Below are 23,653 nucleotides of genomic sequence, written 5' to 3'. Positions count from 1 at the left end.
TCCGGGTGGTGCGCTCAGCAAGCTAGGAACCGATGTGGTGAGCAGGGATCACATGGATGCGGTGATCGATGTGGTGAGCTGACGGCACGGAGCGGCCCCCGAGGCCAGGGCTCCAGCTGCACGGCCGACCGCCGGTTCCGGGTCTGCCGGCCAGGTCGGCCTCGAGCCGGAGGGAAGCGCCGATGCCCGACGTCCCCCGGCCACCGGATGCCGCCGAGCCGCCCCAGCCCCCGGCGACTGGAGAGGGCTACGGGGCAAGCGCGGCGGCGGCGCCAGTCGTGGCCGCGCCCGCCGTGCGTCGGGCCGGGTGGGGCTTCATCGCGCTGTTCGCGGCGGCATACCTGGGCGCGACCCTGCAGCTGCTCGCGCCCCTGGTGGTCACCTTGGCCTTGAAGGTCGACTCCCTGGTGGGCAGCGACCGAGCGCCGAACAGCCTGGCGCTGGTGACCGGGATCGGTGCCTTCCTGGCGCTGTTCGCCAACCCGTTCTTCGGCAAGCTGAGCGACCGCACGGCCGGGCGGTACGGCATGCGCCGCCCCTGGATCGTGGGAGGCCTGCTGAGCGGGTTCGGAGGGCTTCTCGTCGTCGCGGTGGCGCCGACCATCCCGGTCGTCCTGCTGGGGTGGTGCATCGCGCAGCTGTTCTTCAATGCACTGCTCGCCGCGATGGTGGCGGTGCTGCCGGACCAGGTCCCGTCCTCCCAGCGCGGCCTGGTCTCGGGCGTCCTGGGCATCGGCCTGCCCGTCGCGTCGGTGACCGGCACCTTCCTGGTCCAGTTGTTCACCGGCAATCAGCTCGCCATGTTCCTGGCACCGTCCGCGATCGGCGGGTTCTTCGTCCTGCTGTTCGCAGGCGTGCTGCACGACCGCCGTCTTGCCGCCGCCGACCGGCCGGCCTGGTCCTGGCGGGAGTTCGCCGGGACCTTCTACGTCAGCCCGCGCAAGAACCCCGACTTCAGCTGGGCGTTCGCCAGCCGGTTCCTGTTCGTCTCGGCGTACGCGTTCCTGGTCACGTACATGGCGTTCTACCTGCTGGACGAGATCGGCAGCGCCGAGTCCGAGGTGCCGCGGCTGATCTTCACCGGCAGCGTGGTCCAGGCCCTCTTCATCGCCGCCGCGTCGCTGCTCGGGGGGCCGCTGTCGGATCGGACCGGTCGGCGGAAGATCTTCGTGGTCACCGCCTCGATCGTGTACGGCCTGGCCATGTTCGCCGTCGCCGTCGCCGCCGACGTCAACGGCTTCCTGGTCGGCATGGCGATCAGTGGGCTCGGGTTCGGCCTCTACATGGCCGTCGACCTGGCCCTCGTCGCCGACGTGCTCACGGGGACCGACACCGCCAAGGACCTCGGCGTGTTCAACATCGCCAACGCTCTGCCGTTCTCCATCGCCCCGGCGATCGCCTCCGCCGTCCTGGCCGTCAGCGGCGGCAGCTACGGCGCGCTGTATGCCGTGGCCGGGGTCTGCGCGTTCGCCGGTGCGGCCGCGATCCTGCCCGTGCGGCGGGTGCGCTGAGCCGTCCGCGTCAGTCGGGTAGGAGCGGCCAACTGCCGGGCGGCGCGGCTCACCGGTGGTGAGCGACGCCCGTCCGCGGCTGACGGCCTCCGGGCCGCGGCATCACGTCCAGCTCCTGTGCCCGTCGCACTGCTGCCCCGCGGTCGTTGACGCCGAGCTTGGCGTAGATGTTCTTCGTGTGCGTGCGCACGGTGTTCAGCGAGACGTACAGCTCGCGGGCGATGGCTGGGCCGTCGAGGTGGGTGCCGAGCAGCCGCAGCACGTCCAGCTCGCGAGCGCTCAGCGGCTCGATCAGACCCGCCTGAACCGCTGCGGGGCCCCGGCTCCGGGGCCGGCTGCCGCCGCCAGGGTCCAGACCTTCCAGGAGCCGTCGGGCGTAGCCCGAGGAGGTCCCCTTCGCCGCGGCCGCCTTCAGCAGCATCGCCAGGCCGGGGCCCTCGTCGGCGAACAGCCGGACATGGCCGTGCGCCTCGGCCAGCGTCAGCGCACGCTGCAGCGCCGTGTGGGCTGCGGGCAGGTCGCCGCGCACCTGCTCGGCGAGCGCCCGCACCACCAGCACGTCCAGGACGTTGCCGGTGCGGCCACCCCTCTCCGCCGCGTGCTGCACGCGGTTCAGCAGCCCCACGACGCCGGAGAGTGGACCCCGGTCGCCGTCGCCAGCCGCCCGGGCCACCAGCGCCCGGGCCAGCGTGAGGTGCTCGTACTCGAGCAGGTACTCCGGGTCGTCCTCGACCGACAGTCCCCGCTCGGCCGCCCAGGCGAGCGCGCCGGCCCACCGGTCGTGCCGGGCGAGCAGCCGAGCCCGCACCGCCGGCACCGGCCGCACGTCGGGGAAGTAGTCGCCGGTGTATCGGCCCTGCGCCTCGTCGAGGTGGGCGAGCGCGCCGTCGACGTTGCCTTCGGCCTCGGCGATCCTGGCCATCGCGACCAGCCAGCGGTACGGGGTCTGCGGTAGGCCGGCGTGCTCGCCCAGCTCCCGGCTGGTGGTGAGGTGGCCGCGGGCGGCCTCGAGGTCCCCGCGTTCGATCAGCACCCCGGCGAGGGCCACGTGGAGGTCCGCTGCTCCGCGCAGCACCGGGCCGGTCTCGGGCGTCAGCAGCGGCAGGACCCGTTCGAGCGTGCTCACGGCGTCGCGGAGCCGGCCCTGGGTGATGCGGATGTCGGCGAGCGCGATCGTGCAGCCGGCCACGTCGGACAGGTGCCCGGCGTGCTCCAGGTGGGCGGCGCAGTCGGCATACCACCGGTGTCCGGCTTCCAGGTCCCCGGCGGCCCAGTAGGCGAGCCCGAGCAGTCCGGCGGCCGGGCCGCGGCTGAGATGGTCGTCGGCGCCGGCGAGGTCGAGTGCCGCCCGGGCGTGCGTGATGGTGCCGGCCGTGTCGCCGGCGAGCAGGGCCTGCCCGGCGCGGTACAGGGGGATCGCGCTGGGCACTCGGCGGAACGCGTCGGTGTCGACGACCACCATCCCCGCCGGTGCCCCGTCGGCCTGGCCGTCGCCCGGAGGTGAGGTCACCCACCGCTCGGCGTCCCGCAGGTGCGCCTCCACACCCTCGGTCTCGCCGCTGACCATGAGGGCCGCGGCATAGCCGATGCTCAGCACCGGCCGGGCACGCAGCACCTCGGCCGGCAGCGCCGCCAGCCAGCGGCGGATGCTGGCTTCCTGCCGGCCCTGCTGCAGCGCCGGCAGCATCAGCTCGATCAGGTCTGCTGCGCGCGCGGCGTCACCGCCGGCCAGCGCGTGGTGCGCCGCGTCAGCCCGCTCGCCGTGGGCCGCGTACCAGTCGCCGGCCCGCCGGTGCAGGCCCGCGACAGCGTCGATCTGCTCGTCGTGCAGGTGCGCCTGCAGGACGTCGGCGAAGAGGTGGTGGTAGCGGTACCAGCGGCGGCGGTCGTCGAGCGGCACGAGGAACAGGTTCGCCCGGTCGAGGGCCTCGAGCATGGCCTTGCCTCCGTCTGTGCCGGTGACGGCATCGCACAGCGGGCCGGTCAGCCGGGTCAGGACCGAGGTCTGCAGCAGGAAGCTGCGGACCTGGTCGCTCTGCCGGGCCAGCACCTCCTCGACCAGGTAGTCGACGATGTACCGGTCGTCTCCGGCGAAGTCGGCGATGAACTCGGCCGGGTCACTGCGGCCCTGCAGCGACAGCGCGGCCAGCTGCAGCGCGGCGATCCAGCCCTCGGTGCGGCCCTCCAACACCGCGACATCGCCCGCTGTCAGCGGCAGCCGCATGGTCTCGGTCAGGTAGGCCGAGGTCTCCTCGGCGGTGAAGCGCAGGTCGGTGGCGCGCAGCTCGACCAGATCGCCACGAGCGCGCCACCGCGCCAGCGGCAGCGCCGGGTCGGCGCGGCCGGCGATCACCAGGTGGATCTGCGCGGGCAGGTGCTCCACCAGGAACGTCAACCCGCGGTGCACCTCGGCCGTGTGGATCAGGTGGTAGTCGTCGAGCACCAGGACGACGTCGTCGTTGATCTCGGACAGCTCGTTGACCAGCGTCGCGAGGACCGCGTCCGTCGAGGACTGCGGCGACTGCAGCAGAGCCAGGGCACCGGCGCCGACCTTCTCCGCCGCGGTGCGAAGCGCGGCGACCAGGTAGGTCCAGAACACCGCCGGGTCGTTGTCCCGCTCATCGAGGGACAGCCACGCAACCGCCTGGCCAGTCGCGGCCCCGGGCGCCAGCCACTCGGTCAGCAGCGTCGTCTTGCCGAAGCCGGCTGGGGCCGACACCAGCGTCAGGGCCCCCTCGGCTCCGCGGTCCAGGTGCTCGATCAGGCGGGGGCGGGCGACCGCGCCGTGCCGGCGCCGCGGGATGTGCAGCTTGGTCTGGAGCAGCGGGCCGGCCATGCCCATCACTCCTCGGTTCGGTCACCGGGCGGCCCGGAGGATGCCGGGCGGGCGAGCTCACCGTAGCGGCTCGGCGGCGTGAGATCGGCTGGGAGCTGACGCTCCGTCGGGGGCAGAGCGATCTGGCGGTGGCCATCTGCTCACGCCGGTGCGGCGGCGCGCGGCCGCGGGCAGCCCCGCTGTTCGTCCTGGAGCCCGACCACAACGCCCGACTGCAGGACGTCGCGACGGCTGCGGTCACGCTCGGCCTCCGGCCCTGACCCGACGCCGGTCGGGCCGGGCACCACGACCGGGCGTAGCGGGGGGCCACAGCCATCTGGCTGCCGCTCCTGCCCACGGCGGACACAGGGTCGCTCCAGCATCTCGGCGACGCCGCGACAACGCGTGCGAACCGAGGTGTCATGACCATGTCCGACGTCCGGGTCCTCGACCAGGGGGCGGGCCTCTCCGCTCTGTCGGTCGGACGACCCGCGTCGCCGTCCGGCGACCACCTGCACGTCATGGACGGCGACGACGCCTCGCTGTGCGGGCGCGTCGACGCGGAGGACCTGATCCAGGTCCACGACCTGCAGTGGCGCGACGTGCCGATCTCACTGCGCTGCCGGGTCTGCCGCGCGATCATGCAGGTGGCCGCGCCGTTCGCCGGCTGAGTCCGCGCCTGACGCCGGAGGACCGACCTCCGGCGTCGGCGGCGCGGCGGGCGACAGCTCAGCAGGTCGGGGCAGTGGACGCAGGATCCCTGCGTCACCGGCCGGTCCGGTCGCCGCGCGGGACCGCAGCCCGTGCCAGGGTGACGGCGTGGCTCGCGTGCTGAAGGTGTCCGGACCGCTCGACTTCGCCGCGGTCCGGCAGGAGGCCGGGGTCCCCGACGAGTTCCCGGCCGACGTCCTGGCCGAGGCCGACCGGGTGGCCACCGACCCCGCGCTGCCCGAGCACGACGCGACCGACCTGCCGCTGGTGACCATCGACCCGCCCGGTGCCCGCGACCTGGACCAGGCCGTGCACCTGACCCGCACCGCGGGCGGCTACCGGGTGTCCTACGCGATCGCCGACGTCGGCGCCTTCGTCGCGTTGGGCAGCGCGCTCGACACCGAGGCCCGCCGCCGCGGTCAGACCGTCTACTGCCCCGACGGCAGGACGCCGCTGCACCCGCCGCAGTTGTCCGAGGGCGTGGCCAGCCTGCTGCCCGGCCAGCTCCGCCCGGCCGCGCTGTGGACCATCGACCTGGACGCCGAGGCCGAGGTCACCGCTGTGGACCTGCGCCGGGCCCGGGTCCGCAGCCGGGCCCAGCTGGACTACGTGTCGGTGGGCGGGCAGGTGCCCCCCGAGCTGGAGCTGCTGCCCGAGATCGGCCGGCTGCTGCAGGCCCGCGCCCGCGACCGCGGCGCGATCGAGCTGGGCACGCCGTCCCAGGAGGTGGAGCCCGGACCCGACGGCGGCTGGACGATCGCCTTCCGCGGCCAGTCCGACGTCGAGGGCTGGAACGCGCAGATCTCACTGCTCACCGGACGGTGCGCGGCCCGGCTGATGCTGGACGGCGGGGTCGGGGTGCTGCGCACGCTGCCGCCGGCCGACCCGGGCGCGGTCGACGCGCTTCGCCGGCTGGCCCCCGGGCTGGGCGTCGACTGGCCGGACGGCGCCGGGCCCGGTGACGTCATCGCCGGCCTGGACCCCGCACGGCCCCGGCACGCCACCTTCCTGGACGCCGCCACCTCCCTGCTGCGCGGCGCGGCCTACACCGCCTTCGACGGGGCGCCGCCCGCCCAGCCCGGCCACGGTGGCGTCGGCGCCCCCTACGCGCACGTGACCGCGCCGCTGCGCCGGCTGGTGGACCGGTTCGGCACCGAGGTCTGCCTGGCGCTGGCCGCCGGCGCGCAGCCCTCCGCCGAGCTGCGCGCCGCACTCCCGGAGCTGCCCGGCCTGATGGCCGCCTCCGACCGGCGCACGCACGAGGTCGAGCGCTGCGTCATCGACCTGGTCGAGGCCACCATGCTGGCCGACCGGGTCGGCGAGGTCTTCGACGCCGTCGTGCTCGACGCGGAGGAGGAGCGGTCCACCGTGGTGCTCACCGACCTGGCCGTGCAGGCCCGCTGCGAGGGCCGGTCGACCCCGGGCGAGCGGGCACGGGTCCGGTTGATCACGGCGGACCCGGCCACCCGCACCGTGCGGTTCACCGCCGCCGGGGACTGACCCCGCGGCTGCGCCCGGACCCGCCCAGCCCGGGACGAGTCGTCACGACACCGCGACCCGCATCAGGTCGGCGATCCTCTCCTCGACCTCGGACGTCCACCGCGTGAGGGCGAACGACACCGGCCACATGTCGCCGTCGTCGAGGTGGGCCGGGTCCTGGAACTCCATGGTCGTGTAGCGCTGGCCGAACTTGCCCGCGTTCTTGACCGCGACGACGACCTTGCCGTCGGCGTTCGTGTAGGCCGGCATGCCGTACCAGGTCTTGGGCAGCAGATCCGGAGCAGCGGCGGTGACGGTCACGTGGACGCGCTCGGCGAGGGCGCGGTCCTCCGGCGACATCTTCGCGATCGCGTCGAGGAGCGCCTGCAACCCGTCCGCCTTCTTCGCGCCGCCCCTGCCCTCGGCCCGCAGCTCCTCGGCACGGGCCTTCATCGCGGCGCGCTCCTCGGCACTGAAGCCGCCCGCCTCGGTCGTGATGGTCTCCGCGGTCATCTCGACACTCCCTCTCCCACTCCCGGGCCCCGACGTGGCGGGGCCGATCGAGGACGAGGCTAGGACCGACGACCGGGCCCGGGCTTCTCGATTCCTGACGCATGGACGGCGGCGCCGATTTTTTTTCGCGCCTCCACCCAGGGACCACCGCAAGGCCGTGACCAGTCCAGCTACCAGATTCCTCCGGCGCGGCGGACGTGCAGAACCTGCCAGATCCGACGTTCTCCCGTTGTCGCAGATGCACAGCGGCCCTACGGTCTGGGCGTCCAGTCGGTCGTCACCTCCCCACCCGGGGACCCCGACCGGATGCCGCCGGGTCCCGTCCGCCGTCGCGGGCGCGAGCCGGGGACCCGACAGGCGGCCCTCGGAGAACGGAGAGCCACCGCTTGGTGCGTTCACGGGCCTGTCCAGTGCCCGCGAGCACCCGTCGCGCACGACACCGCGACGCCTCGCCGCGCACCTGAGCCGGCGCAGCCACAGCACCCGTCCTTCCCGCGGTCTCCCCGCGTCGAGCCGGATCGCCCGGACCTCACCAGGTCCGCGGGCTCTCCGGTGGGTGCCGCACGCCCGGCTGCCGAACCGGCCGTCCACCCGGACGACGAACCGATGCACCGCCACACCGAGGTCGTACCGATGACGGACGACCCCAGCCCTCACCAGGAGCTCCTCTCCATGCGCATGAACAGCCAGCACACCGTCCTGCCGCACGACCACGACCTGCACGCCGGCGTCCGCCCCCGGGTGCTGCGGGGAGCGGCCGTCTGCGCGTTCTCCCTCGCGTTCGCCCTCGCAGGCCAGTCGGTCGCCCAGGCCGACGGCCACTGGGACGGTCCGCCCGGTCACAGCCAGGGGAACTGGGCAGGGGCGGCCCCTGCACCAGCACCCGCGCCCGCACCGGCGCCCGCCCCGGCACCGGCTGCCGCACCGGCTGCCGCCCCGGCACCGGCTGCCGCCCCGGCGGCAGCTCCCGCCGCCGACTTGACGGGCAAGCCCACCAGCACCTCGACCGCCTACAGCGCCTGGGCGCCGCACGTCCGCCCAGTGGTCGCTGAGGTCGTCGCCGAGTTCGGGGTCTCCACCGTCTACACCCGGCCCGGCCACTCCCCGACCCAGCAGCTCGCCGCCGACTTCATGGTCTACAGCGACGGCGCCAAGGGCAACGCCGTCGCGCAGTACGTGATCGACAACGCCGCCCGCTTCAAGGTCGACTACGTCATCTGGAAGCAGCGGATCTTCATGATCGGCGGCTCCGGCTGGCAGGCCATGGAGGACCGCGGATCGCCCACCGCGAACCACATGGACCACGTCCACGTCAGCTTCAACCCCTGACCTGACAGCGGCTGGAGGGTGCCCCGACGGTGGTCGGGGCACCCTCCGCTCGGACCGCTGAGGTCACGACACGGGGCGTCGGCGGGTGAGGACGACCCCGGCTGCCGTGGTCACGACCACCCAGCCGACGAGCGTCAGCACGTGGCCGGTGGTGCCGTTGCCGATCGCCAGCTGGAGCACCGCGTTCGCCGGGTCGAGCCGCTCCGCGACCTCCGGCCGGACCAGCCGCAGCGCCGGCATCGCGCCGAGCACCGTCAGGTAGAGGCTGGTCAGCGCCGCCGGGGTGTTGCCCAGCGCCGCTCCCACCCCGGCGCCGACCACCGCGAACGCAGCACCCGCCGCCACCGAGACGGCCAGCGCCTGCGCCACGCCGTCCCACGTCGGGTTCCCGATGGGGGCAACCGACAGCACGGCCGCGGACGCCGCACCGGCGAGCGCCGCCAGCACCGCACCCATCACGGCCACGGCGAGCGCCTTGGCCAGCACCACCCTGGTCCGGTTCGGCACGAGCAGGAACGTCGTCTGCGCGGTGCGGTGGCTCCACTCCCCGGCGGTCGCGAGGACCCCCAGCGGGAACAGCACGAGCGCCGTCACCATGCCGAGCGCGCCGATCGGACCCTTCGCCGCGTCGAGCTCGTCGCCGCTGGACGAGAGCATCGCGGTGGCCGCTGGGGCGAGGGCGGCCGCGGCGAGCGCCACGGCCTTGCCCGACCGCGTGGACAGGGACTTTCGGATCTCCAGCCCCACCAGCGGGACAGCCGAGACCCCGATCGAGCGGGCGACCGGTCGCGGAGCGGAGGTCAGGATGTCGGTCATCACAGGCTCCTTCGTGGCAGTGCGGGTGGTGGTCAGGTGCACCGCGGCGGTCATGACGCGGTGGTGAGCTGGAAGAAGAGGTCCTCGAGGCCGCGCTCGTCGGCACGGAGCTCGGTGAGGACGTGGCCGCCGGCAGCCGCGACGGCGAAGACGCGGGACGGCTCGGCGCCCGGGACGACCAGCGCACCCTCCGAACCGAGCTCGACGGGCAGGCCGGCCGCCGACAGGTCCCGCGCCAGCGGGGCCGGGTCGAGGGCACGAACCGTCGTCCCGTCGCGGCCGAGCAGCGAGGCGACCGGGCCGTCGGCCACGATGCGGCCCGCACCGATGACCAGCAGCCGGTCCACCGTGTGCTCGACCTCGCCGAGCAGGTGGCTCGACAGCAGGACCGTGCCCCCGCGGGCCGCGTGGCTCCGCAGCAGGTCGCGCATCCACCGGATGCCCTCGGGGTCCAGCCCGTTGGCCGGCTCGTCGAACACCAGCACCGGCGGGTCCGCGAGCAGCGCTCCGGCGATGCCCAGCCGCTGCCGCATGCCCAGCGAGTAGCCGCCCACCCGCCGGCGTCCGGCATCGGCGAGCCCGACGAGGTCGAGCACCTCGTCGACGCGGGACGCTCCGACGCCCACCGCCGACGCCAGCAGTCGCAGGTGGGTGCGCCCCGTCCGTCCCGGGTGCACGGCCGAGGCGTCGAGCAGGGCCCCGACGACGGCGCCCGGGTTGGGCAGATCGGTGTAGCGGCGGCCGTCGACCAGCGCGGTGCCTGCGGTCGCCGGCACCAGGCCGGTCATCATCCGCATCGTCGTCGTCTTGCCGGCGCCGTTCTGCCCGAGGAAGCCGGTGACGGTGCCCGGCTCCAGGGTGAAGGACACGTCGTCGACGACGGTCCGCTCGCCGTACTCCTTGGTCAGTCCGCTGACCGTGATCATGATGGCCTCCGTTCGACCGGCTCGTCCGGTCTCGATGGCAGAGGTAACGCCGTCGAGGTCGGTCTCCGCGTCACCCGGAGGCCGCGAATGCGCTGGCCGGACGTCGATCCCGGGTCATCCGGAAGTTGACGGTGACCGTCCACTCGCGGACGACCCGACGACCGCCCGCCGCGCCCTACGCTCGCCGGCATGGGCATCCGGACGCGGCTGTGGCCGGGGTTGCCGCTGCGCGCCGTCTGGCTCGAGGTGCTGCTCGCCACGGTCAGCGCGGTCGCGGTCACCCTCACCGGCCGCGCCCCCGACGACGCGGACCTCCTGCCCCTCCCCGTGGACGTGGCCGGCACCGTGGTGCTCGTCGTCCTGCTCCTCGCCTTCCGCCGGCGGGCACCGCTGGTCCCGTTCGCGGTCAGCGTGCTGCTCACCGCCCTCTCCCCGCCCGTCACGATCGCGCTGCTGGTCACCGCCTACGCCGTCGGGCGCTACGACGGGCGCTGGCCGGTCCGGATCGCCGCGGCGGTCCTCGGCTCGGTCGCCGTCCTGCAGCCCTGGGGCCTCCCGACCGCCAACGAGACGATCGGGGCGGTGGGCCTCGCCCTGGTGGCCGTCGTCCTGCCGGGCGCGCTGGGCGCGTGGGCGCGGACCCGTGCCGAGCTGCTCGCCGCGCTCACCGAGCGGGCCGAGCGGGCGGAGTCCGAGCGCGAGCTGCTGGCCCGTGAGGCGGTGCTCAGCGAGCGGACCAGGATCGCGCGCGAGATGCACGACACCGTCGGTCACCGGGTGAGCCTCATGGTGCTGCAGGCCGGCGCCATCGAGATGGCCGCGGCCGACCAGCGACGCGTCGAGCAGCTGGCCGGCAACGTGCAGTCCGCCGGCCGGCAGGCGCTCGACGAGCTGCGCCAGATGGTCGGCGTGCTGCGCGGCAGTGACGTCGACGAGGGTGCGCCGCTCGGCCCGCAGCCGGGCATCGACGACCTCCTGCGGCTGGTCACCGACGCGCGGAGGGCGGGCATGACCGTGGACCTCGTCGCCGGCGACCCGGACGCCGCTCCGGTCGATCCCGCGGTCGGACGCGCCGTCTACCGGATCGTGCAGGAGGCGCTGACGAACGCCGGTCGGCACGCACCGGGCGCCCCGGTGTGCGTGCGGGTCGACCGTGCCGGCGGGGAGCTCGTCGTCCGGGTGGTCAACGGGCCGCCCCGGGAGGCCCGGGTCGCCGAGGCGCGCGGTGGCGGCTACGGGCTCGTCGGGCTCGCCGAGCGGGTGCGCACGCTGGGCGGCCGGCTGACCGCGGAGCCGCGGCTGGACGGCGGCTTCGGCGTCGAGGCGGTGCTGCCGACGTGACCGGACCGATCAGGGTGCTGCTGGTGGACGACGAGGAGCTCGTGCGGTTCGGCCTGCGCACGGTGCTCGAGGCAGCCGGCGGCTTCACCGTCGTCGGCGAGGCCGGTGACGGCGCCGCCGCGGTCCGGGCCGCCCGGGACCTGCGCCCCGACGTCGTGCTGATCGACATCCGCATGCCGGTGCTCGACGGGCTGGCCGCCACCCGGGAGATCCTCGCCGAACCCGATCCGCCCCAGGTCGCCGTCCTGACCACATTCCACGTCGACGACTACGTCTACGCAGCGCTCGCCGCGGGAGCTGCGGGCTTCCTGCTCAAGGACACCCCACCGCGGGAGATCGCCGCTGCCGTCCGGGCCGTCGCCGACGGCACCGCCACCCTGTCGCCCAAGGTGACCGCGGCGCTGATCGAGTCCTACGTGGACAAGAAGGCCGCTCCGCGCCGGTCCCGCGCGTTGCGCCGGCTGGCCGCGCTGTCCGACCGTGAGCTCGAGGTGCTGCGGCTGCTCGGCACCGGGAAGTCCAACGCTGCGCTGGCCGAGAAGCTCTTCGTCAGCGAGGCGACCGTGAAGACCTACGTCTCCCGGCTGCTCACCAAGCTCGACCTGAGCAACCGCACGCAGGCGGCCATCCTCGCCCACGAGGCCGGTCTGCTCGAGGGCTGAGTCAGGACTCGGCTGGGAACGCGGCGACGCCCCGGGGCAGCGAGGATGAGGCGTGGCCATCGACTTCTCCGCGTCCTACCCCGCCCCGCCGGACGCCGTGCTCGCCCTGCTCACCGACGAGGCCTTCCTCCACGACCGGGCCGCGGCCCTCGGCGGGCAGGCCGAGGAGGTCACGGTGGCCGGACCGGTCAGCACCGTCCGGCTCGCCGCCCCCACGGCAGGCATCCCGACGGTCTTCGCCCGGTTCGTCGGGTCCTCCGTCTCCGTCGTCGAGCGCACCACCTGGGCGCCGGACGGCGCGGGTCACCGTGGCGCGCTGGACGTGCGGGCCGAGGTCTTCGGCCGGACGGTCCGGGTCACCGGCGAGCGGCTGCTGACCGCGACCGGGGACGGCACCAGGTCGACCGTCACGGGGAAGGCGAAGGTCGACGCACCGCTCATCGGGCGGCAGGCCGAGGGCGCGGTCACCGAGCTGGTCGCGGTGGTCCTGCGGCGGGAGGACGAGCTGCTCCGGCGCCGGCTGGGCTGACTGTCGGTGCCGGCTGCGACGATCGCGGCATGGTCGCCTTCTTCGTCCCCCGGGTCAGCGACGACGAGCAGGCGGAACGGCTCTACGACGCCCTCGCCGAGTTCGCCGGCTGCGATCCGGCCGCACCCGCCGACCGGGTGCAGGCCATCGACTTCACCCACGACGGCGCGCAGTGGCGGGCGGAGGTCGGCGAGGAGCTCCGCGGGCGCCGGACGACCCAGCAGCTCCGCCGCGGCGAGCTGCTCGAGCACACCGTGGAGCTGACCTCGAGCTCCCGGGTGCTGGCCGTCTACCCGGGCAGCCCGTTCACCGTGGTCACCGACGCCCAGCCGATCACCGGGGCGGCGTCGGAGTGGGCCAACCCGTTCACCGCCGAGCCGGACCGGGTGACCCGGTTCGACCGGCGATGACCCCTCGGCCGGCCCGGGTGCCCGCCCCACGCGCCGACCACGCACCGTGGCGAGCCGACCACGGGGAGGGTGGATCGCGGCAGTACCGGATCTGCAGCGTGCGAAGTGATTGACGGGGGGAACGACACCGACGTAACCAGGTGCATGAGCACGATCCTCGTGGACGACGTCGTCCCCTTCGAGGACTGGACGTCGGCCGCTCGTGCCTCGCTCGCCTTCCTGCACCGCACCGTCGGGCTCGACGTCTGGCTGGTGACCGAGGTCCAGGAGCCGTTGCAGGTGGTGCTGCACTCCCATCCCGCGGAGGTCCTGCCGCCGGGCACCTCGATCTCCTGGAACCGCAGCTTCTGCCACTCCATGGTCAGCGGGAACGGTCCGCGGGTCGCCACCGTCACCGCCGCGACCCCGGCCTACCGCGACCTGGAGACCGGCCTGCCGCACCGGGTCGCCGCCTACATCGGCGTCCCGCTGGTCACCCGCCAGGGCACCCTGTTCGGCACCCTCTGCGGGCTCTCGGTCCGCGCCCAGCCGCGCACCCTGGTCCGCTTCCTGCCGGTGGTGGAGATGACCGCCCGGATGCTGAGCACCATGCTCCCCGCGGACGCGTCGGCTCACCGGGCCGCGAGCAGCCCGTCGTCGGCGATCCGCGAGCGGGCGACGTAGTACAGCGTCGTCCCCTCCGGGAGGGGGGTGTCCCAGGCCGGGCTGAGCTGGAGGCCCTCGGCCGTGCGGACGGCGAGCACGGTCGCCCCGTACGTGCGCCCGAGGTGCTGCTGGCAGTCCCCGAACGCGCCGAACCCGTGCCCGGCGGGCAGCCGCACCGAGTAGGTGTTGCCGCCGCCCCCGCTGCTCATCAGGTCGCTGTAGACCTCGGTGATGCCCGGGTCCAGCGCCTCCTCGGTGATCAGGGAGGGCATGTGCCACTGCACGCAGGCGATCCCCGGGTTGACGTAGCGCAGGTTGTCCCGCCGGCCCAGGTCACGCAGCGCCGCCACCGTGTGCACCCCCGGGTTGGCGTGCTCCACCGCGACGGCGATCGCCAGGGTCTCGTTGTCGTCCCGCCCGTCGACGACGACCGTCCGGGCCCGGCCGACGCAGGCCCGGTCCATGACGTCGGCGTGGGCGAGGTCGCCGCGCACGAAGGAGACGACCGGGTCCTCGGGCACCGGGTTCTCCGGGACGTCGTCCCAGGCGCACAGTGCGATCGGCGTCGCGTTCTCCGCGTGCAGTTCGGTGAGCATCCGCTCGGTCCGCCCCGGCACGTAGCCCAGGACGACGACGTGGTCGGTCAACTGCAGTGCACTCATCCCCCTCCGGCGCCGCCCGCGAGCCGACTGCAGGTAGTCGGCGAGCCGGGTGAACAGCAGTGTCAGCGTGACGATCCCGCCGACGATGACGTAGGTGCCGACGAGGTGGCCTGCCGTCGACACCGGGAAGAAGTCGCCGTAGCCCACCGTCGCGGCGGTGACCACGAAGTACCACCAGTAGGTGGCCGGCTCGGCGATCGGGCTGCCGGCCGGCTCCACCAGCGCCATCGCCAGCCAGCTCGTCAGGAAGACGAGCACGATGACCAGCAGCGGCAGCCGCCAGCCGTGCAGCCGGCTGCCCACCAGGCGGGTGAGCCGGGAGAGGAAGAAGAACACGGGCCTCCTGCCGGGACGGACGCCCGGGGAACCTACCGCCCACCGCCGGGGACCGGGCATGCTGAGGCTGCCGCGGGCCTCGTGCTTGCGCGCGTCCGGGCCAGGGAAGGACCACTCCCGTGATCGATCCAGAGGCAGGCGCCCGAGTGGTCGGCGGGCGGTACGAGATCGCCGGCGAGCTCGGCCGCGGCGGCATGGGCGTCGTCTGGCTGGCCAACGACCGCGTGCTGCAGCGCGAGGTCGCGCTGAAGGAGATCAGCTACCCCATCTACCTCGACGACGCCGAGCGCGCCGTCCTCCGGGAGCGGACGTTCCGCGAGGCCCGCGCCGCGGCCCGGCTGGAGGACCCGCACGTCGTCGCGATCCACGACGTCGTGGAGGAGGACGGCCGCCCCTGGCTGGTGATGGAGCACGTCCGGTCGCGCAGCCTGCAGCGGATCCTCGAGGAGGACGGGCCGCTCTCCCCCGCCGAGGTCGCGCGGATCGGACTCGACGTCCTGTCGGCGATCGAGGTGGCCCATGCCGCCGGCGTCCTGCACCGCGACGTCAAGCCGGGCAACGTGCTGGTGGACGACCACGGCCACGCCTGCCTCACCGACTTCGGCATCGCCACCACCACCGAGGACTCCTCGCTCACCACCGACGGCGCGGTGCTCGGCTCCCCCGCCTACATGGCGCCGGAGCGCGCCAACGGTCGGCCCCCCGGTCCCGCCGTCGACCTGTGGTCGCTGGGCGCGACGCTGTACGCGGCCGTCGAGGGGCACAGCCCCTTCGACCGGGACACCCCGATGGCCACCCTGCTGGCGGTGGTCGGTGAGCAACCCGCGCCGATGGTCGCTGCCGGCCCGCTCGAGCCGGTGCTGCGCGGGCTGCTGACCAAGGACCCGGCCGCCCGGACCTCGGCGGCCCGGGCCCGCGAGCAGCTCGCCGCGGTCGCCGCCGGGCCGCAGCCCAGGAGGACCGGTCGCGCCCGCCCGCGGCTGGGCATCCGCAGCCCCGCCGGTGGGGACGTCGTGCGCTTCGACCTCGCCGACCTGCTCTCCCTGGCGTCGTCGTCCAAGGCCGTGCTGGGCACCGCCGTCCGGGACGCCCGCGAGCAGGTCAAGGAGGCGAACGAGCGCCGGCACGAGCCCCCGCTGCCCCGGCGGGAGCGGCGGGCGGCGGCCAAGCAGCGCCGGTTCCGGTTCAAGCGCCGCTGGGTGGTCGTCCCGATCGTCCTGCTGGTGCTGGTCGTCGTCCTGGTGCTGGCGACCCTGGCCCTGCTGGTGACCGGCGTGATCACCCTGTCCTGACCCGGCGGGTGGGGCAGGGTGAGGTCATGACGACGCCGGAGCACGACGAGCCGCAGCCCCGCGACATCGCACTCGAGCAGGCCACCCCCGAGCAGGTCGAGCAGCTCGAGGCGGCCAGCGACGACGAGGGCACGGACTGACCTCAGGACCCGGGGGCCGCCCGGACCGGGGTCAGCGCGTCGACGCCCGGCGGCGTGGGCGGGAGACCCGCCGGGTCGGGCGCAGCCGCCGGAGGAGGAACTGCCCCAGCGCCACCACGCCGGCCCCGGCGAGGAAGGCCAGCGCGGTGGGCGCGTCCGGCCGGGCCGCGGTCTGCTGCGGCGGCGGGAGCTCGGAGCGCCGTCGGTCCACCGCGGCGGCGAAGGCGGACACCGTGGGGAACTCCATCAGCAGGTCCGCCGACAGCTCCCGCCCCGGCACGCCCAGCTCCTCGGCGACGGCGGCCAGCAGCGCCTCCGCGGCCAGCGAGTCGCCGCCGAGCTCGAAGAAGTCGTCGTCCATCCCGACGGCGTCGAGCTCCAGCACCCGGGCGACCAGGCCGGACACCACGCGCTCCCAGTCCGACCGCGGTGTGGCGGCGGAGACGGTCAGCCCCGGTGCCGGCGGGAGCGCGGCGCGGTCCAGCTTGCCCCGCTCGGTGCGGGGCAACGCGGGCAGCAGGACGACGTCCTGCGGGACCATGAACGTGGGCAGCGCGTCGGCCACCACCCGCCGGACGGCGGCGGCGTCGAGCCCCGGGGCCGCCGGGACCACGTAGGCGGCGAGGTGCACCCGGCCGGTGGCGGGCGCGGTGACCCCCACGACGACGGCCTCGGTGATGTCGGGGTGCGCGAACAGCACCGCGTCGATCTCCCCGGGCTCGACGAGGTGCCCGCGGACCTTGACGCTGTGGTCGGTCCGGCCGAGCAGGCGCATGCACCCGTCCTCGGCGATGCTCGCGGTGTCGCTGGTCAGGTACGAGCGGACGCCGTCGGCCCCGTCGGTGTAGACCGCGTCGGTGAGCTGCTGCTCGCCCCAGTAGCCGCCGGACAGCCACCGCGAGGAGACGACGAGCCGGCCGGTGCCGTGGTCGTGCAGGGCGCCGTCCTGGTCCTGCACCTGCAACCGGAGCCCGGCGACGGGCCAGCCGACCGGTGTCGCCCCGCTGGGCGCCGGGTCGTCCGGGCGCACGACGAACTCGGCGATCAGGCCGGTCTCGGTGGAGCCGTAGCGGTTGCGGATCTCGCACGCCGGGCCGACGACCGAGCGGATCGCGGCCAGCTCGCTGCCGTGGACCGTCTCCCCGGCCATGGTGACCATCGCCAGGGTGTCCAGGGTCCGGCCGGCCGGCAGCGTGGAGACCAGGCCGCGCAGGATGGCCGGGCTGGCCAGGAACACGGTGGCGCCCACCTCGTCCAGCCAGCCGGGCAGCTCGGTGATCGACCGGGTCCGCGGGTCGAACAGCCGCTGCGTGGCCCCGACGACCAGCCCGGCGAGCGCGCCCCGGAGGCCCGCGTCGAAGCCGAGCGGCAGCAGGTTGGCCACCACGTCCCCGGCCGCGTAGCAGCCGGTGGCGACCGAGTTGGTCCACGCGTCGTGCAGCTGCGACCGGGAGTCGGAGAACACGCCCTTCGGGCGGCCGGTGGACCCGGACGTGAAGACGATCGCCACCGGGTCGGCCGGCCCGGTGGGGGCCGAGCGCAGCGAGTCGGCAGCCTGCTCCGGGCAGGTGTGCGGCAGCGGGGCGGCGTCCTCGGGCACCAGCACGGTGGCGCAGACCTCGGCGGCGACCTCGGCGTCCTCGGCGTCGGCGACGCAGACGGCCGCCCCGGCGGCCTCGACGTAGTGGCGCAGCCGGGCGACCGGCGTCGTCGGGTCCAGCACGAGGACCGGCCGGCCGGCCGCGATGACACCGACGACCGCGACGACGGCGCCGACCCCGGGCCGGCGCAGGACGGCGACCGGCGCTCCCGGGCCGGCCGCCCCGGCCACCGCTGCCCGGACGACGTCGGCGGCGCCGACGAGGTCGCCGAAGCGCAGCGTGCGCCCGTCGTCGGCGAGCGCCACGACCTCGGGCTGGGCCAGGGCCACGTCGACCAGCCGGTCGATCAGCCGCCCGTCGGCATCACCCTCCGCGAGCGGGGCCAGGCCGCTGGCAGTTGCTCGGTACGCCACGCCACCTCCCCTGCCCCGGGTTCCCGACCTGCACGCATCGTCCGCAGCACGATCGGGTACGAACATGTTGACCGCGACAACTTACTCGCTGCGCGCCACCCGGCGTCACCGGGCGTCCGACCGACAGCCTGGGTTGACGCAGGGCGGCGGACGGGTAGCGGCCCGGCATGGAGAGCCGGGACCTGTTGCTGACCGCCTTCGACAACGTCGAGGAGTCCGTCCGTGGAGCCCTCGACGGGATCGACCCCGCACTGCTCACCGTACGACCGGACCCCGGGGCCAACACCATCGCCTGGCTCGTCTGGCACCTGACCCGGGTGCAGGACGACCACGTCGCCGAGGTGGCCGGGGTCGAGCAGGCCTACACCGAGGCGGGCTGGGCCGACCGCTTCGCGCTGCCCTTCCCGCCCAGCGCGCACGGCTACGGCTTCTCCAGCGAGGACGTCGGCCGGACCGAGATCACCGATCCGCAGCTGCTCCTGGACTACCACGCCGACGTGCACCGCCGGACCGCTGCGTTCATCGGCACCCTGGGGGCCGAGGACCTCGACCGGGTCGTCGACCGGCGCTGGGACCCTCCGGTGACCCTCGGCGTCCGGCTGCTCAGCGTCATCGGCGACGACCTGCAGCACGCTGGGCAGGCAGCCCTCCTGCGGGGCTCCCTCGAGCGGCGCTGAGCACACGGCACCGGCGGTGACCCGCAGGTAGCTTCGGCACCGTGAGCAACGCTGCTACCGCGGACTTCTACGCCCTCGAGGACCTGCTGGAGCCCGCGGAGATCGAGGTGCGCGACCGCGTCCGCGACTTCTGCGAGCGCGAGGTGACGCCGATCATCAACGACTTCTGGGAGCGGGCCGAGTTCCCAGCAGGGCTCATCCCGAAGATGGCCGAGCTCGGCATCGCCGGCGGCACCGTGGAGGGCTACGGCTCCCCGGGCATGAGCGCCGTGGCCGCCGGCCTGGTCGCCGCCGAGTGGGCGCGGGCCGACGGCAGCCTGGGCACCTTCTACGGGGTGCACAGCTTCCTGGCCATGCAGTCCATCGCGCTGCTGGGGGACGAGGAGCAGCGCCAGCGCTGGCTGCCGGAGATGGCGCGGATGGAGAAGATCGGTGCCTTCGGCCTCACCGAGCCCGAGCACGGGTCGGACGCCGTGGCGCTGTCCACCTCCGCCCGGCGGGACGGCGACGAGTACGTCCTCAACGGCGCCAAGAAGTGGATCGGCAACGGCACCATCGCCGACCTGGTCCTCATCTGGGCCCGCGGCGAGGACGGCAACGTCGGTGGCTACGTCGTCCCAAAGGGGTCGATCGGCTGGACCGCGACCCGGATGACCGGCAAGACGGCGCTGCGGGCGGTGTGGCAGGCCGAGATCACCCTCGAGGACGTCCGGGTGCCGGCGGAGAACAAGCTGGCCCACTGCTCCTCCTTCAAGGACGTCTCGGTCGTGCTGGACCGCACCCGGTACACCGTCGCCTGGCGCGCGCTGGGCATCGCCGAGGCCGCCTACGACCTCGCGCTGGCCCACACCCTGCGGCGGGAGCAGTTCGGTCAGCCGATCGCCGGTTACCAGCTGGTGCAGGAGAAGCTGGCCCGGATGCTCGCCGAGATCACCAGCATGCGGCTGCTGTCCTGGCGGCTGTCGAAGCTGGCCGACGAGGGCCGGATGACCGCGGCCATGGCGTCGATGGCGAAGATGAACAACTGCAAGAAGGCCCGGGCGATCGTCGCCGACGCCCGCGACCTGTTCGGTGGCGACGGCATCCTGCTCGAGCACCACATCGCCCGGCACCACGCCGACATCGAGGCGATCTACACCTTCGAGGGCACCGACCACGTGCAGGCGCTGATCGTCGGCCGGGAGATCACCGGCATCTCGGCGATCACCGGCCGCCGGTCGTCCCGGCCGCGGGAGGAGCAGGCGGAGCCCCCGCAGTCGATCTAGCCCGGCGGCCGCCGCCGGGGCAGCCGCAGGTGCGCCGGGGCGTGCGGCATCGCCTTCACCGCCGCGGCCGGGATGCTGTGTACGCCGAGCCGCTCGCGCACGTGCTCCATGTGCTTGCGCACCGTGCCCACCGAGATGAACAGCTGGTCGGCGATGGCCGCGAAGGGCACGCCCTCCGCGGCCAGGGCCAGCACCTCCCACTCCCGGGGCGTCAGCTTCGGGACGCCGGACCGGCGCCGCTCGGCGTCCAGCCAGATCTCCTGCAGGTGTGGCCGCAGCAGCATGGCGATCTGCCGGTCGCGTTCGGTGAACGGCGGTCCGCTCCCCCGCATGAAGCAGATCCGCCGCGCCTCCCCCGGCGGCGCCGGCAGCGACACGAGCATGCAGTCGTGCAGCTCGGCGCCGAGCACGTCGCTGATCGGGTCGGCGAGGCGATCCCGTTCGGTGGGGAAGAAGTCCCGGATCATGGTGACCCGCCGCAGGTCACCGGTGCGCTGCGGCCAGGAGCACGGGCCATGCCACCAGTAGACCCAGAAGGGGTCGTCCGGGTCCTCCGGCGTGCTGAAGGGCCCGGACCGGACGCCGCCGGGCTCCACCACCTGGTGGAGCGGCATGCGGTACGCCGCGTACTCGTGGTGCTGGTAGCTGACCTCGAGGTCGCACGGCACCAAGTGCAGGAGCCCTTCGAGCAGGGCCCACGGCATCGCCGGTCCGGGGTCGTCCGACCGGGCGTCCTCGAGCACCGCCACCAGCCGCTCGACGTCAGCAGCGTGCAGCTCGCTGGTCGTCATGGGCTCCCCTCCAGCCGACGGACCGACGGTAGGCCGGGACGACGGCCGGCGGAATACGCCTGAGTGCGTATACCCCGCGGAGGGCCGGATGCGGAGCCTGGTGCTGCGCCGGTCAGCCAGGCCGGGATCCGCACCCCGTCCAGCGAGCCGCACCCGCGGCCGGAAGGAACCCCGATGTCCGCGATCACCCACGTCCCGGGCGCCGGCTGGGCCGGCGCCCACCGCGCCCTCACCGTCGTCATGGCGATGGTCCTGGTGGCGGTCGCCGTCACGCTGGCCGTCGTGCTGCTGACCCGCGACACCACGGCAGCCGTGCCGGGCTTCCCCGACCTGCCCGCCTACGACGGCACCTGCGCGAACGCGACGGTCGGCGCCGCCTGCTGATGCCGGGGTCCGCCCTCCGCGCCCGTCCCCACGACGCGGAGGACAGCGCCTTCCGCTGCACCGGTCCCGGCGTCATCCTGGGGCCCGACCACCCCTCGGGAGGACGGCCGTGCCGACCACCACCCGCATGCCGGACCACGGCTGGGGCTGGGCCCTGGGCTGCCTGGGGACAGTGGTCACCGCGTGTGCCGGCTGCGGCCACCCGCTGTGCCCGTCCACCACCTTCGCCGCGAGCATCTCGGTCGGGCTCGATCCGGCGTGGACGTCGCTGGAGGACCTGGTGGTGACCGTCGGCTGTCCGCCGGACACCGACACCGGGTGCGGCTTCCTCGACGGCCCGGTGGGCGCGCCCGCGACCAGCAGCGTGCTCGTCTACACCGTGCTGCGACCAGCGGAGGTGGACGTCGTGGTCAGCTCGACTGCCACCGGCGACGTCGTGGCGCACCGGCGGGTCCCCGTCACCTACGAGCCGCTGGGGCCCCGGCAGACCGAGTGCGGCGGCGATGCACACGCACTGGTGGTCGTGCCCGCGCCGTGACCCGGGAGTGACCCCGCGCGTCAGCCCACGGAGCGGAGGGCCGGGGCGGTGCGCTGCCGGCACTCCGCGCAGGCGGAGCGGCCCGCGCTCACCCGGTCCCAGTCCTGCGTGCCCCAGATCTGCACGATCGCGCCGCACACGGCCAGCTCGACCTCGCCGTCGAGCTCGTCAGCCGGGCGGTGGGCCTCCACCGCGTGCCACGACATGGCCTGGTCCGCCGGCTGAGCCCACGACCGACGATCGGGACGGGAGAAACCGACGGCGTACGTGCTCACGGGGACGATGTGCCCGGCACCACATCGTCCCAATCATGCTGGCCGGAGCCGGCCAGCGGACCGCCGGCTCACCCTCGGTCCACGAACTCGGCCAGGGCCGCGACCAGCGCACCCACCCGGTCCTCGCCCAGCGACCGGGCCAGCGCGGCCTCCTGCGCGGCGACCAGCCCCTCCCACCGCGCCAGCCGGGTGCGGCCGAGCGCCGAGGCGTGCACGACCACCCGGCGCCGGTCGGCGGGGTCGGGGAGCCGGTAGGCGAGGGCGGAGTCCACGAGACCGTCGACCACCCTGGTGGCGGTGGGTCCGGGCAGGTGCAGCGTGGCGACCAGCTGGCCCATCGTGCGGCCGGGCGAGGCGGCCAGCAGGCGGAGCACGCGGTAGCCGTCCAGCGTGCCGCCGTCCTCCGCGAGCGCCCCGGCGACCGCCCGGGAGACCCGCCGCGACGTGGCGGTGAGCAGCTCGACGAGGTCCGCGCGCGGAGCGGCGGAGGTGTCCACCTCTCGCCCCGGCATGCGGCTGACGATACTCAACTGCGTGCGTGGCGACCCGGCTCCGCTGCGGGACCCCTGGGACGTCCTCGTCTCCGGTCCCGCACCCGACGCCGTCCGGATCGGCCTGGCCGTGCCGCTGTCCGGGCCGCTCGCCCTGACCGCGCCCTCGGCGCTGGACCTCGCGGCGCTGGCCGCCGAGGAGTGCACCGAGACCGGCGGGGCGTCCGGGCGGCGGGTCGAGCTGGTGCCCGTGGACTCCGGTCGCGCGCCGGACGTCGTCGCCGCCGAGGCGCTCGCGCTGCGGGAGGCCGGCGTGTTCGACAGCCTCGTCGGCTTCCACACCAGCGACGTGCACCGCTCGGTCGCCCGGGCGTGGGCCGGCCGCGGCACCTACGTCTTCACCCCGCCGCACGAGGGCGGGCGCAGCCTGCCCGGCGTCCGGCGGACCGGTCTCGGCCCGCACGCCCAGCACGCCGCCGCGCTGGCCTGGCTGGTGACCCGCCGCCGGGCCACCCGCTGGGTGCTGCTGGGCACCGACTACGTCTGGCCGCGTGCGGTGCACCGTGCCGCCCGCACGACGCTGGCCGGGCTCGGCGCCCAGGTCGTCGGCGAGGCGCTGGTGCCCTTCGGTCCCGGGGACCCCAACCCGCTGCTGGACCTCGTCGTGCGCAGCCGCGCGGACGCCGTCCTGCTCAGCCTGGTGGGTCGGGACCTCGCGCTGTTCCACCGGGAGTTCGCCCGCGCCGGCCTGGACCGCCGGGTGGTGCGGCTGTCCGGCGCGCTGGAGGAGAACGGCCTCTACGCACTCGGCGGGGACGCCACCGGGGAGCTGTACGCCACGATGCCGTCCTTCGCCGCCACCCCGGCCTCCGGCGACGAGGGGCAGCTCGCGCTGCAGGAACGGCACGCCCGCCGTGCCGGGGCCGACGCCCCGGTCGTCTGCGCGTACGCCCGCGGGCTCTACGACGGCGTCCGGCTGGCCTGCGCCCTGCTGTCGACCGGCGGCGGGACGCAGCCGCCGCCTCCTCCCCCGCCGCCGAGGCTGGCGCGCGCAGACGGGTTGTCCTTCACCGAGGTGGCCGCCGGCTGACCACCGGAGGA

The 23,653-nt window shown here is 74.7% G+C and carries 24 protein-coding genes; 15 read left to right on the top strand and 9 right to left on the bottom strand.

Features of this window, described 5'->3' with window-relative positions:
- Positions 1 to 278 precede the first annotated feature (278 nt).
- The gene (locus FHL80_RS00395; RefSeq protein ID WP_246078356.1) at positions 279 to 1,511 is read left to right on the top strand and encodes an MFS transporter; all 1,233 of its coding nucleotides are present in this window, start codon (positions 279 to 281) and stop codon (positions 1,509 to 1,511) included.
- A 49-nt stretch (positions 1,512 to 1,560) separates the two neighbouring features.
- Here the strand turns inward: FHL80_RS00395 and FHL80_RS00390 are convergent, their stop codons facing one another.
- Complete coding sequence (locus FHL80_RS00390; protein WP_138731504.1) at positions 1,561 to 4,347, bottom strand: winged helix-turn-helix domain-containing protein; 2,787 nt, start codon at positions 4,345 to 4,347, stop codon at positions 1,561 to 1,563.
- A gap of 401 nt (positions 4,348 to 4,748) precedes the next feature.
- Between FHL80_RS00390 and FHL80_RS00385 the strand changes: the two genes are divergently transcribed.
- Positions 4,749 to 4,997 carry a hypothetical protein gene (locus FHL80_RS00385; protein WP_138731503.1) on the top strand — a complete coding sequence of 83 codons (249 nt, stop codon included), beginning with the start codon at positions 4,749 to 4,751 and terminating at the stop codon, positions 4,995 to 4,997.
- A 148-nt stretch (positions 4,998 to 5,145) separates the two neighbouring features.
- Complete coding sequence (locus FHL80_RS00380) at positions 5,146 to 6,537, top strand: RNB domain-containing ribonuclease (protein ID WP_138731502.1); 1,392 nt, start codon at positions 5,146 to 5,148, stop codon at positions 6,535 to 6,537.
- Positions 6,538 to 6,579: 42 nt separating this feature from the next.
- Here FHL80_RS00380 and FHL80_RS00375 read toward each other — a convergent pair whose 3' ends face one another.
- The gene (locus FHL80_RS00375; protein WP_138731501.1) at positions 6,580 to 7,029 is read right to left on the bottom strand and encodes an iron chaperone; all 450 of its coding nucleotides are present in this window, start codon (positions 7,027 to 7,029) and stop codon (positions 6,580 to 6,582) included.
- A 633-nt stretch (positions 7,030 to 7,662) separates the two neighbouring features.
- Between FHL80_RS00375 and FHL80_RS25115 the strand changes: the two genes are divergently transcribed.
- Positions 7,663 to 8,358, top strand: a complete 696-nt coding sequence (locus tag FHL80_RS25115; RefSeq protein WP_216870326.1) for a VldE C-terminal domain-containing protein — start codon at positions 7,663 to 7,665, stop codon at positions 8,356 to 8,358.
- Positions 8,359 to 8,421: 63 nt separating this feature from the next.
- Here FHL80_RS25115 and FHL80_RS00360 read toward each other — a convergent pair whose 3' ends face one another.
- Positions 8,422 to 9,174, bottom strand: coding sequence for a hypothetical protein (locus FHL80_RS00360; RefSeq protein WP_138731499.1), 753 nt, complete (start codon positions 9,172 to 9,174; stop codon positions 8,422 to 8,424).
- A 50-nt stretch (positions 9,175 to 9,224) separates the two neighbouring features.
- Entirely contained in the window at positions 9,225 to 10,100 is an 876-nt protein-coding gene (locus FHL80_RS00355) for an ABC transporter ATP-binding protein (protein ID WP_138731498.1), read from the bottom strand.
- A gap of 189 nt (positions 10,101 to 10,289) precedes the next feature.
- On the opposite strand from FHL80_RS00355, the gene FHL80_RS00350 reads away from it, so the two are divergent.
- The 5 genes from FHL80_RS00350 to FHL80_RS00330 all read left to right on the top strand — a co-directional run bounded on the left by FHL80_RS00350 (position 10,290) and on the right by FHL80_RS00330 (position 13,705).
- Positions 10,290 to 11,441, top strand: a complete 1,152-nt coding sequence (locus FHL80_RS00350; protein ID WP_138731497.1) for a sensor histidine kinase — start codon at positions 10,290 to 10,292, stop codon at positions 11,439 to 11,441.
- Positions 11,438 to 12,103: a response regulator transcription factor gene (locus FHL80_RS00345; protein ID WP_216870298.1), complete on the top strand. Its 666-nt coding sequence runs from the start codon at positions 11,438 to 11,440 to the stop codon at positions 12,101 to 12,103. The genes FHL80_RS00350 and FHL80_RS00345 overlap by 4 nt, the downstream gene beginning before the upstream one ends.
- A gap of 52 nt (positions 12,104 to 12,155) precedes the next feature.
- On the top strand, positions 12,156 to 12,632 hold the full coding sequence (locus FHL80_RS00340; protein ID WP_138731496.1) for a DUF2505 domain-containing protein: 477 nt from the start codon (positions 12,156 to 12,158) through the stop codon (positions 12,630 to 12,632).
- A gap of 29 nt (positions 12,633 to 12,661) precedes the next feature.
- On the top strand, positions 12,662 to 13,042 hold the full coding sequence (locus tag FHL80_RS00335; RefSeq protein WP_138731495.1) for a hypothetical protein: 381 nt from the start codon (positions 12,662 to 12,664) through the stop codon (positions 13,040 to 13,042).
- Positions 13,043 to 13,186: 144 nt separating this feature from the next.
- Positions 13,187 to 13,705: a GAF domain-containing protein gene (locus tag FHL80_RS00330; protein ID WP_138731494.1), complete on the top strand. Its 519-nt coding sequence runs from the start codon at positions 13,187 to 13,189 to the stop codon at positions 13,703 to 13,705.
- Here the strand turns inward: FHL80_RS00330 and FHL80_RS00325 are convergent.
- Positions 13,654 to 14,685, bottom strand: a complete 1,032-nt coding sequence (locus tag FHL80_RS00325) for an ion channel (RefSeq protein ID WP_138731493.1) — start codon at positions 14,683 to 14,685, stop codon at positions 13,654 to 13,656. The two genes, FHL80_RS00330 and FHL80_RS00325, sit on opposite strands and share 52 nt — an antisense overlap.
- A gap of 119 nt (positions 14,686 to 14,804) precedes the next feature.
- Here FHL80_RS00325 and FHL80_RS00320 point away from each other — a divergent pair, with 119 nt between their 5' ends.
- Positions 14,805 to 15,977, top strand: coding sequence for a serine/threonine-protein kinase (locus FHL80_RS00320; protein ID WP_246078355.1), 1,173 nt, complete (start codon positions 14,805 to 14,807; stop codon positions 15,975 to 15,977).
- Between the two features lie 171 nt (positions 15,978 to 16,148).
- Here the strand turns inward: FHL80_RS00320 and FHL80_RS00315 are convergent, their stop codons facing one another.
- Positions 16,149 to 18,131: a non-ribosomal peptide synthetase gene (locus FHL80_RS00315; protein ID WP_216870297.1), complete on the bottom strand. Its 1,983-nt coding sequence runs from the start codon at positions 18,129 to 18,131 to the stop codon at positions 16,149 to 16,151.
- Between the two features lie 167 nt (positions 18,132 to 18,298).
- On the opposite strand from FHL80_RS00315, the gene FHL80_RS00310 reads away from it, so the two are divergent.
- Positions 18,299 to 18,808, top strand: a complete 510-nt coding sequence (locus tag FHL80_RS00310; protein ID WP_138731491.1) for a mycothiol transferase — start codon at positions 18,299 to 18,301, stop codon at positions 18,806 to 18,808.
- 41 nt (positions 18,809 to 18,849) lie between these two features.
- On the top strand, positions 18,850 to 20,073 hold the full coding sequence (locus tag FHL80_RS00305; protein ID WP_138731490.1) for an acyl-CoA dehydrogenase family protein: 1,224 nt from the start codon (positions 18,850 to 18,852) through the stop codon (positions 20,071 to 20,073).
- On the opposite strand, the gene FHL80_RS00300 is transcribed toward FHL80_RS00305, so the two are convergent.
- Positions 20,070 to 20,864 (bottom strand): helix-turn-helix transcriptional regulator, encoded by a 795-nt coding sequence (locus FHL80_RS00300; protein ID WP_138731489.1) that lies wholly within the window; start codon positions 20,862 to 20,864, stop codon positions 20,070 to 20,072. The two genes, FHL80_RS00305 and FHL80_RS00300, sit on opposite strands and share 4 nt — an antisense overlap.
- A 174-nt stretch (positions 20,865 to 21,038) precedes the next feature.
- Here FHL80_RS00300 and FHL80_RS00295 point away from each other — a divergent pair, with 174 nt between their 5' ends.
- Together FHL80_RS00295 and FHL80_RS00290 are read left to right on the top strand one after the other, a co-directional pair.
- Positions 21,039 to 21,248 (top strand): hypothetical protein, encoded by a 210-nt coding sequence (locus tag FHL80_RS00295; protein ID WP_138731488.1) that lies wholly within the window; start codon positions 21,039 to 21,041, stop codon positions 21,246 to 21,248.
- 109 nt (positions 21,249 to 21,357) lie between these two features.
- Positions 21,358 to 21,786, top strand: coding sequence for a hypothetical protein (locus FHL80_RS00290; RefSeq protein WP_138731487.1), 429 nt, complete (start codon positions 21,358 to 21,360; stop codon positions 21,784 to 21,786).
- 20 nt (positions 21,787 to 21,806) lie between these two features.
- Here the strand turns inward: FHL80_RS00290 and FHL80_RS00285 are convergent, their stop codons facing one another.
- Together FHL80_RS00285 and FHL80_RS00280 are read right to left on the bottom strand one after the other, a co-directional pair.
- A complete protein-coding gene (locus tag FHL80_RS00285; RefSeq protein ID WP_246078354.1) occupies positions 21,807 to 21,992 on the bottom strand; it encodes a hypothetical protein in 186 nt (61 codons plus the stop codon).
- 137 nt (positions 21,993 to 22,129) lie between these two features.
- Positions 22,130 to 22,573 carry a MarR family winged helix-turn-helix transcriptional regulator gene (locus tag FHL80_RS00280; protein WP_138731485.1) on the bottom strand — a complete coding sequence of 148 codons (444 nt, stop codon included), beginning with the start codon at positions 22,571 to 22,573 and terminating at the stop codon, positions 22,130 to 22,132.
- Positions 22,574 to 22,595: 22 nt separating this feature from the next.
- Here FHL80_RS00280 and FHL80_RS00275 point away from each other — a divergent pair, with 22 nt between their 5' ends.
- The gene (locus FHL80_RS00275; RefSeq protein WP_216870296.1) at positions 22,596 to 23,642 is read left to right on the top strand and encodes an ABC transporter substrate-binding protein; all 1,047 of its coding nucleotides are present in this window, start codon (positions 22,596 to 22,598) and stop codon (positions 23,640 to 23,642) included.
- Positions 23,643 to 23,653: the final 11 nt, after the last annotated feature.

It is taken from the genome of Modestobacter excelsi (assembly GCF_005930495.1).
Lineage (GTDB): Bacteria > Actinomycetota > Actinomycetes > Mycobacteriales > Geodermatophilaceae > Modestobacter > Modestobacter excelsi.
Note: the sequence above shows the minus strand (reverse complement) of the source record. Positions and strands in the feature narration are given on the sequence as shown.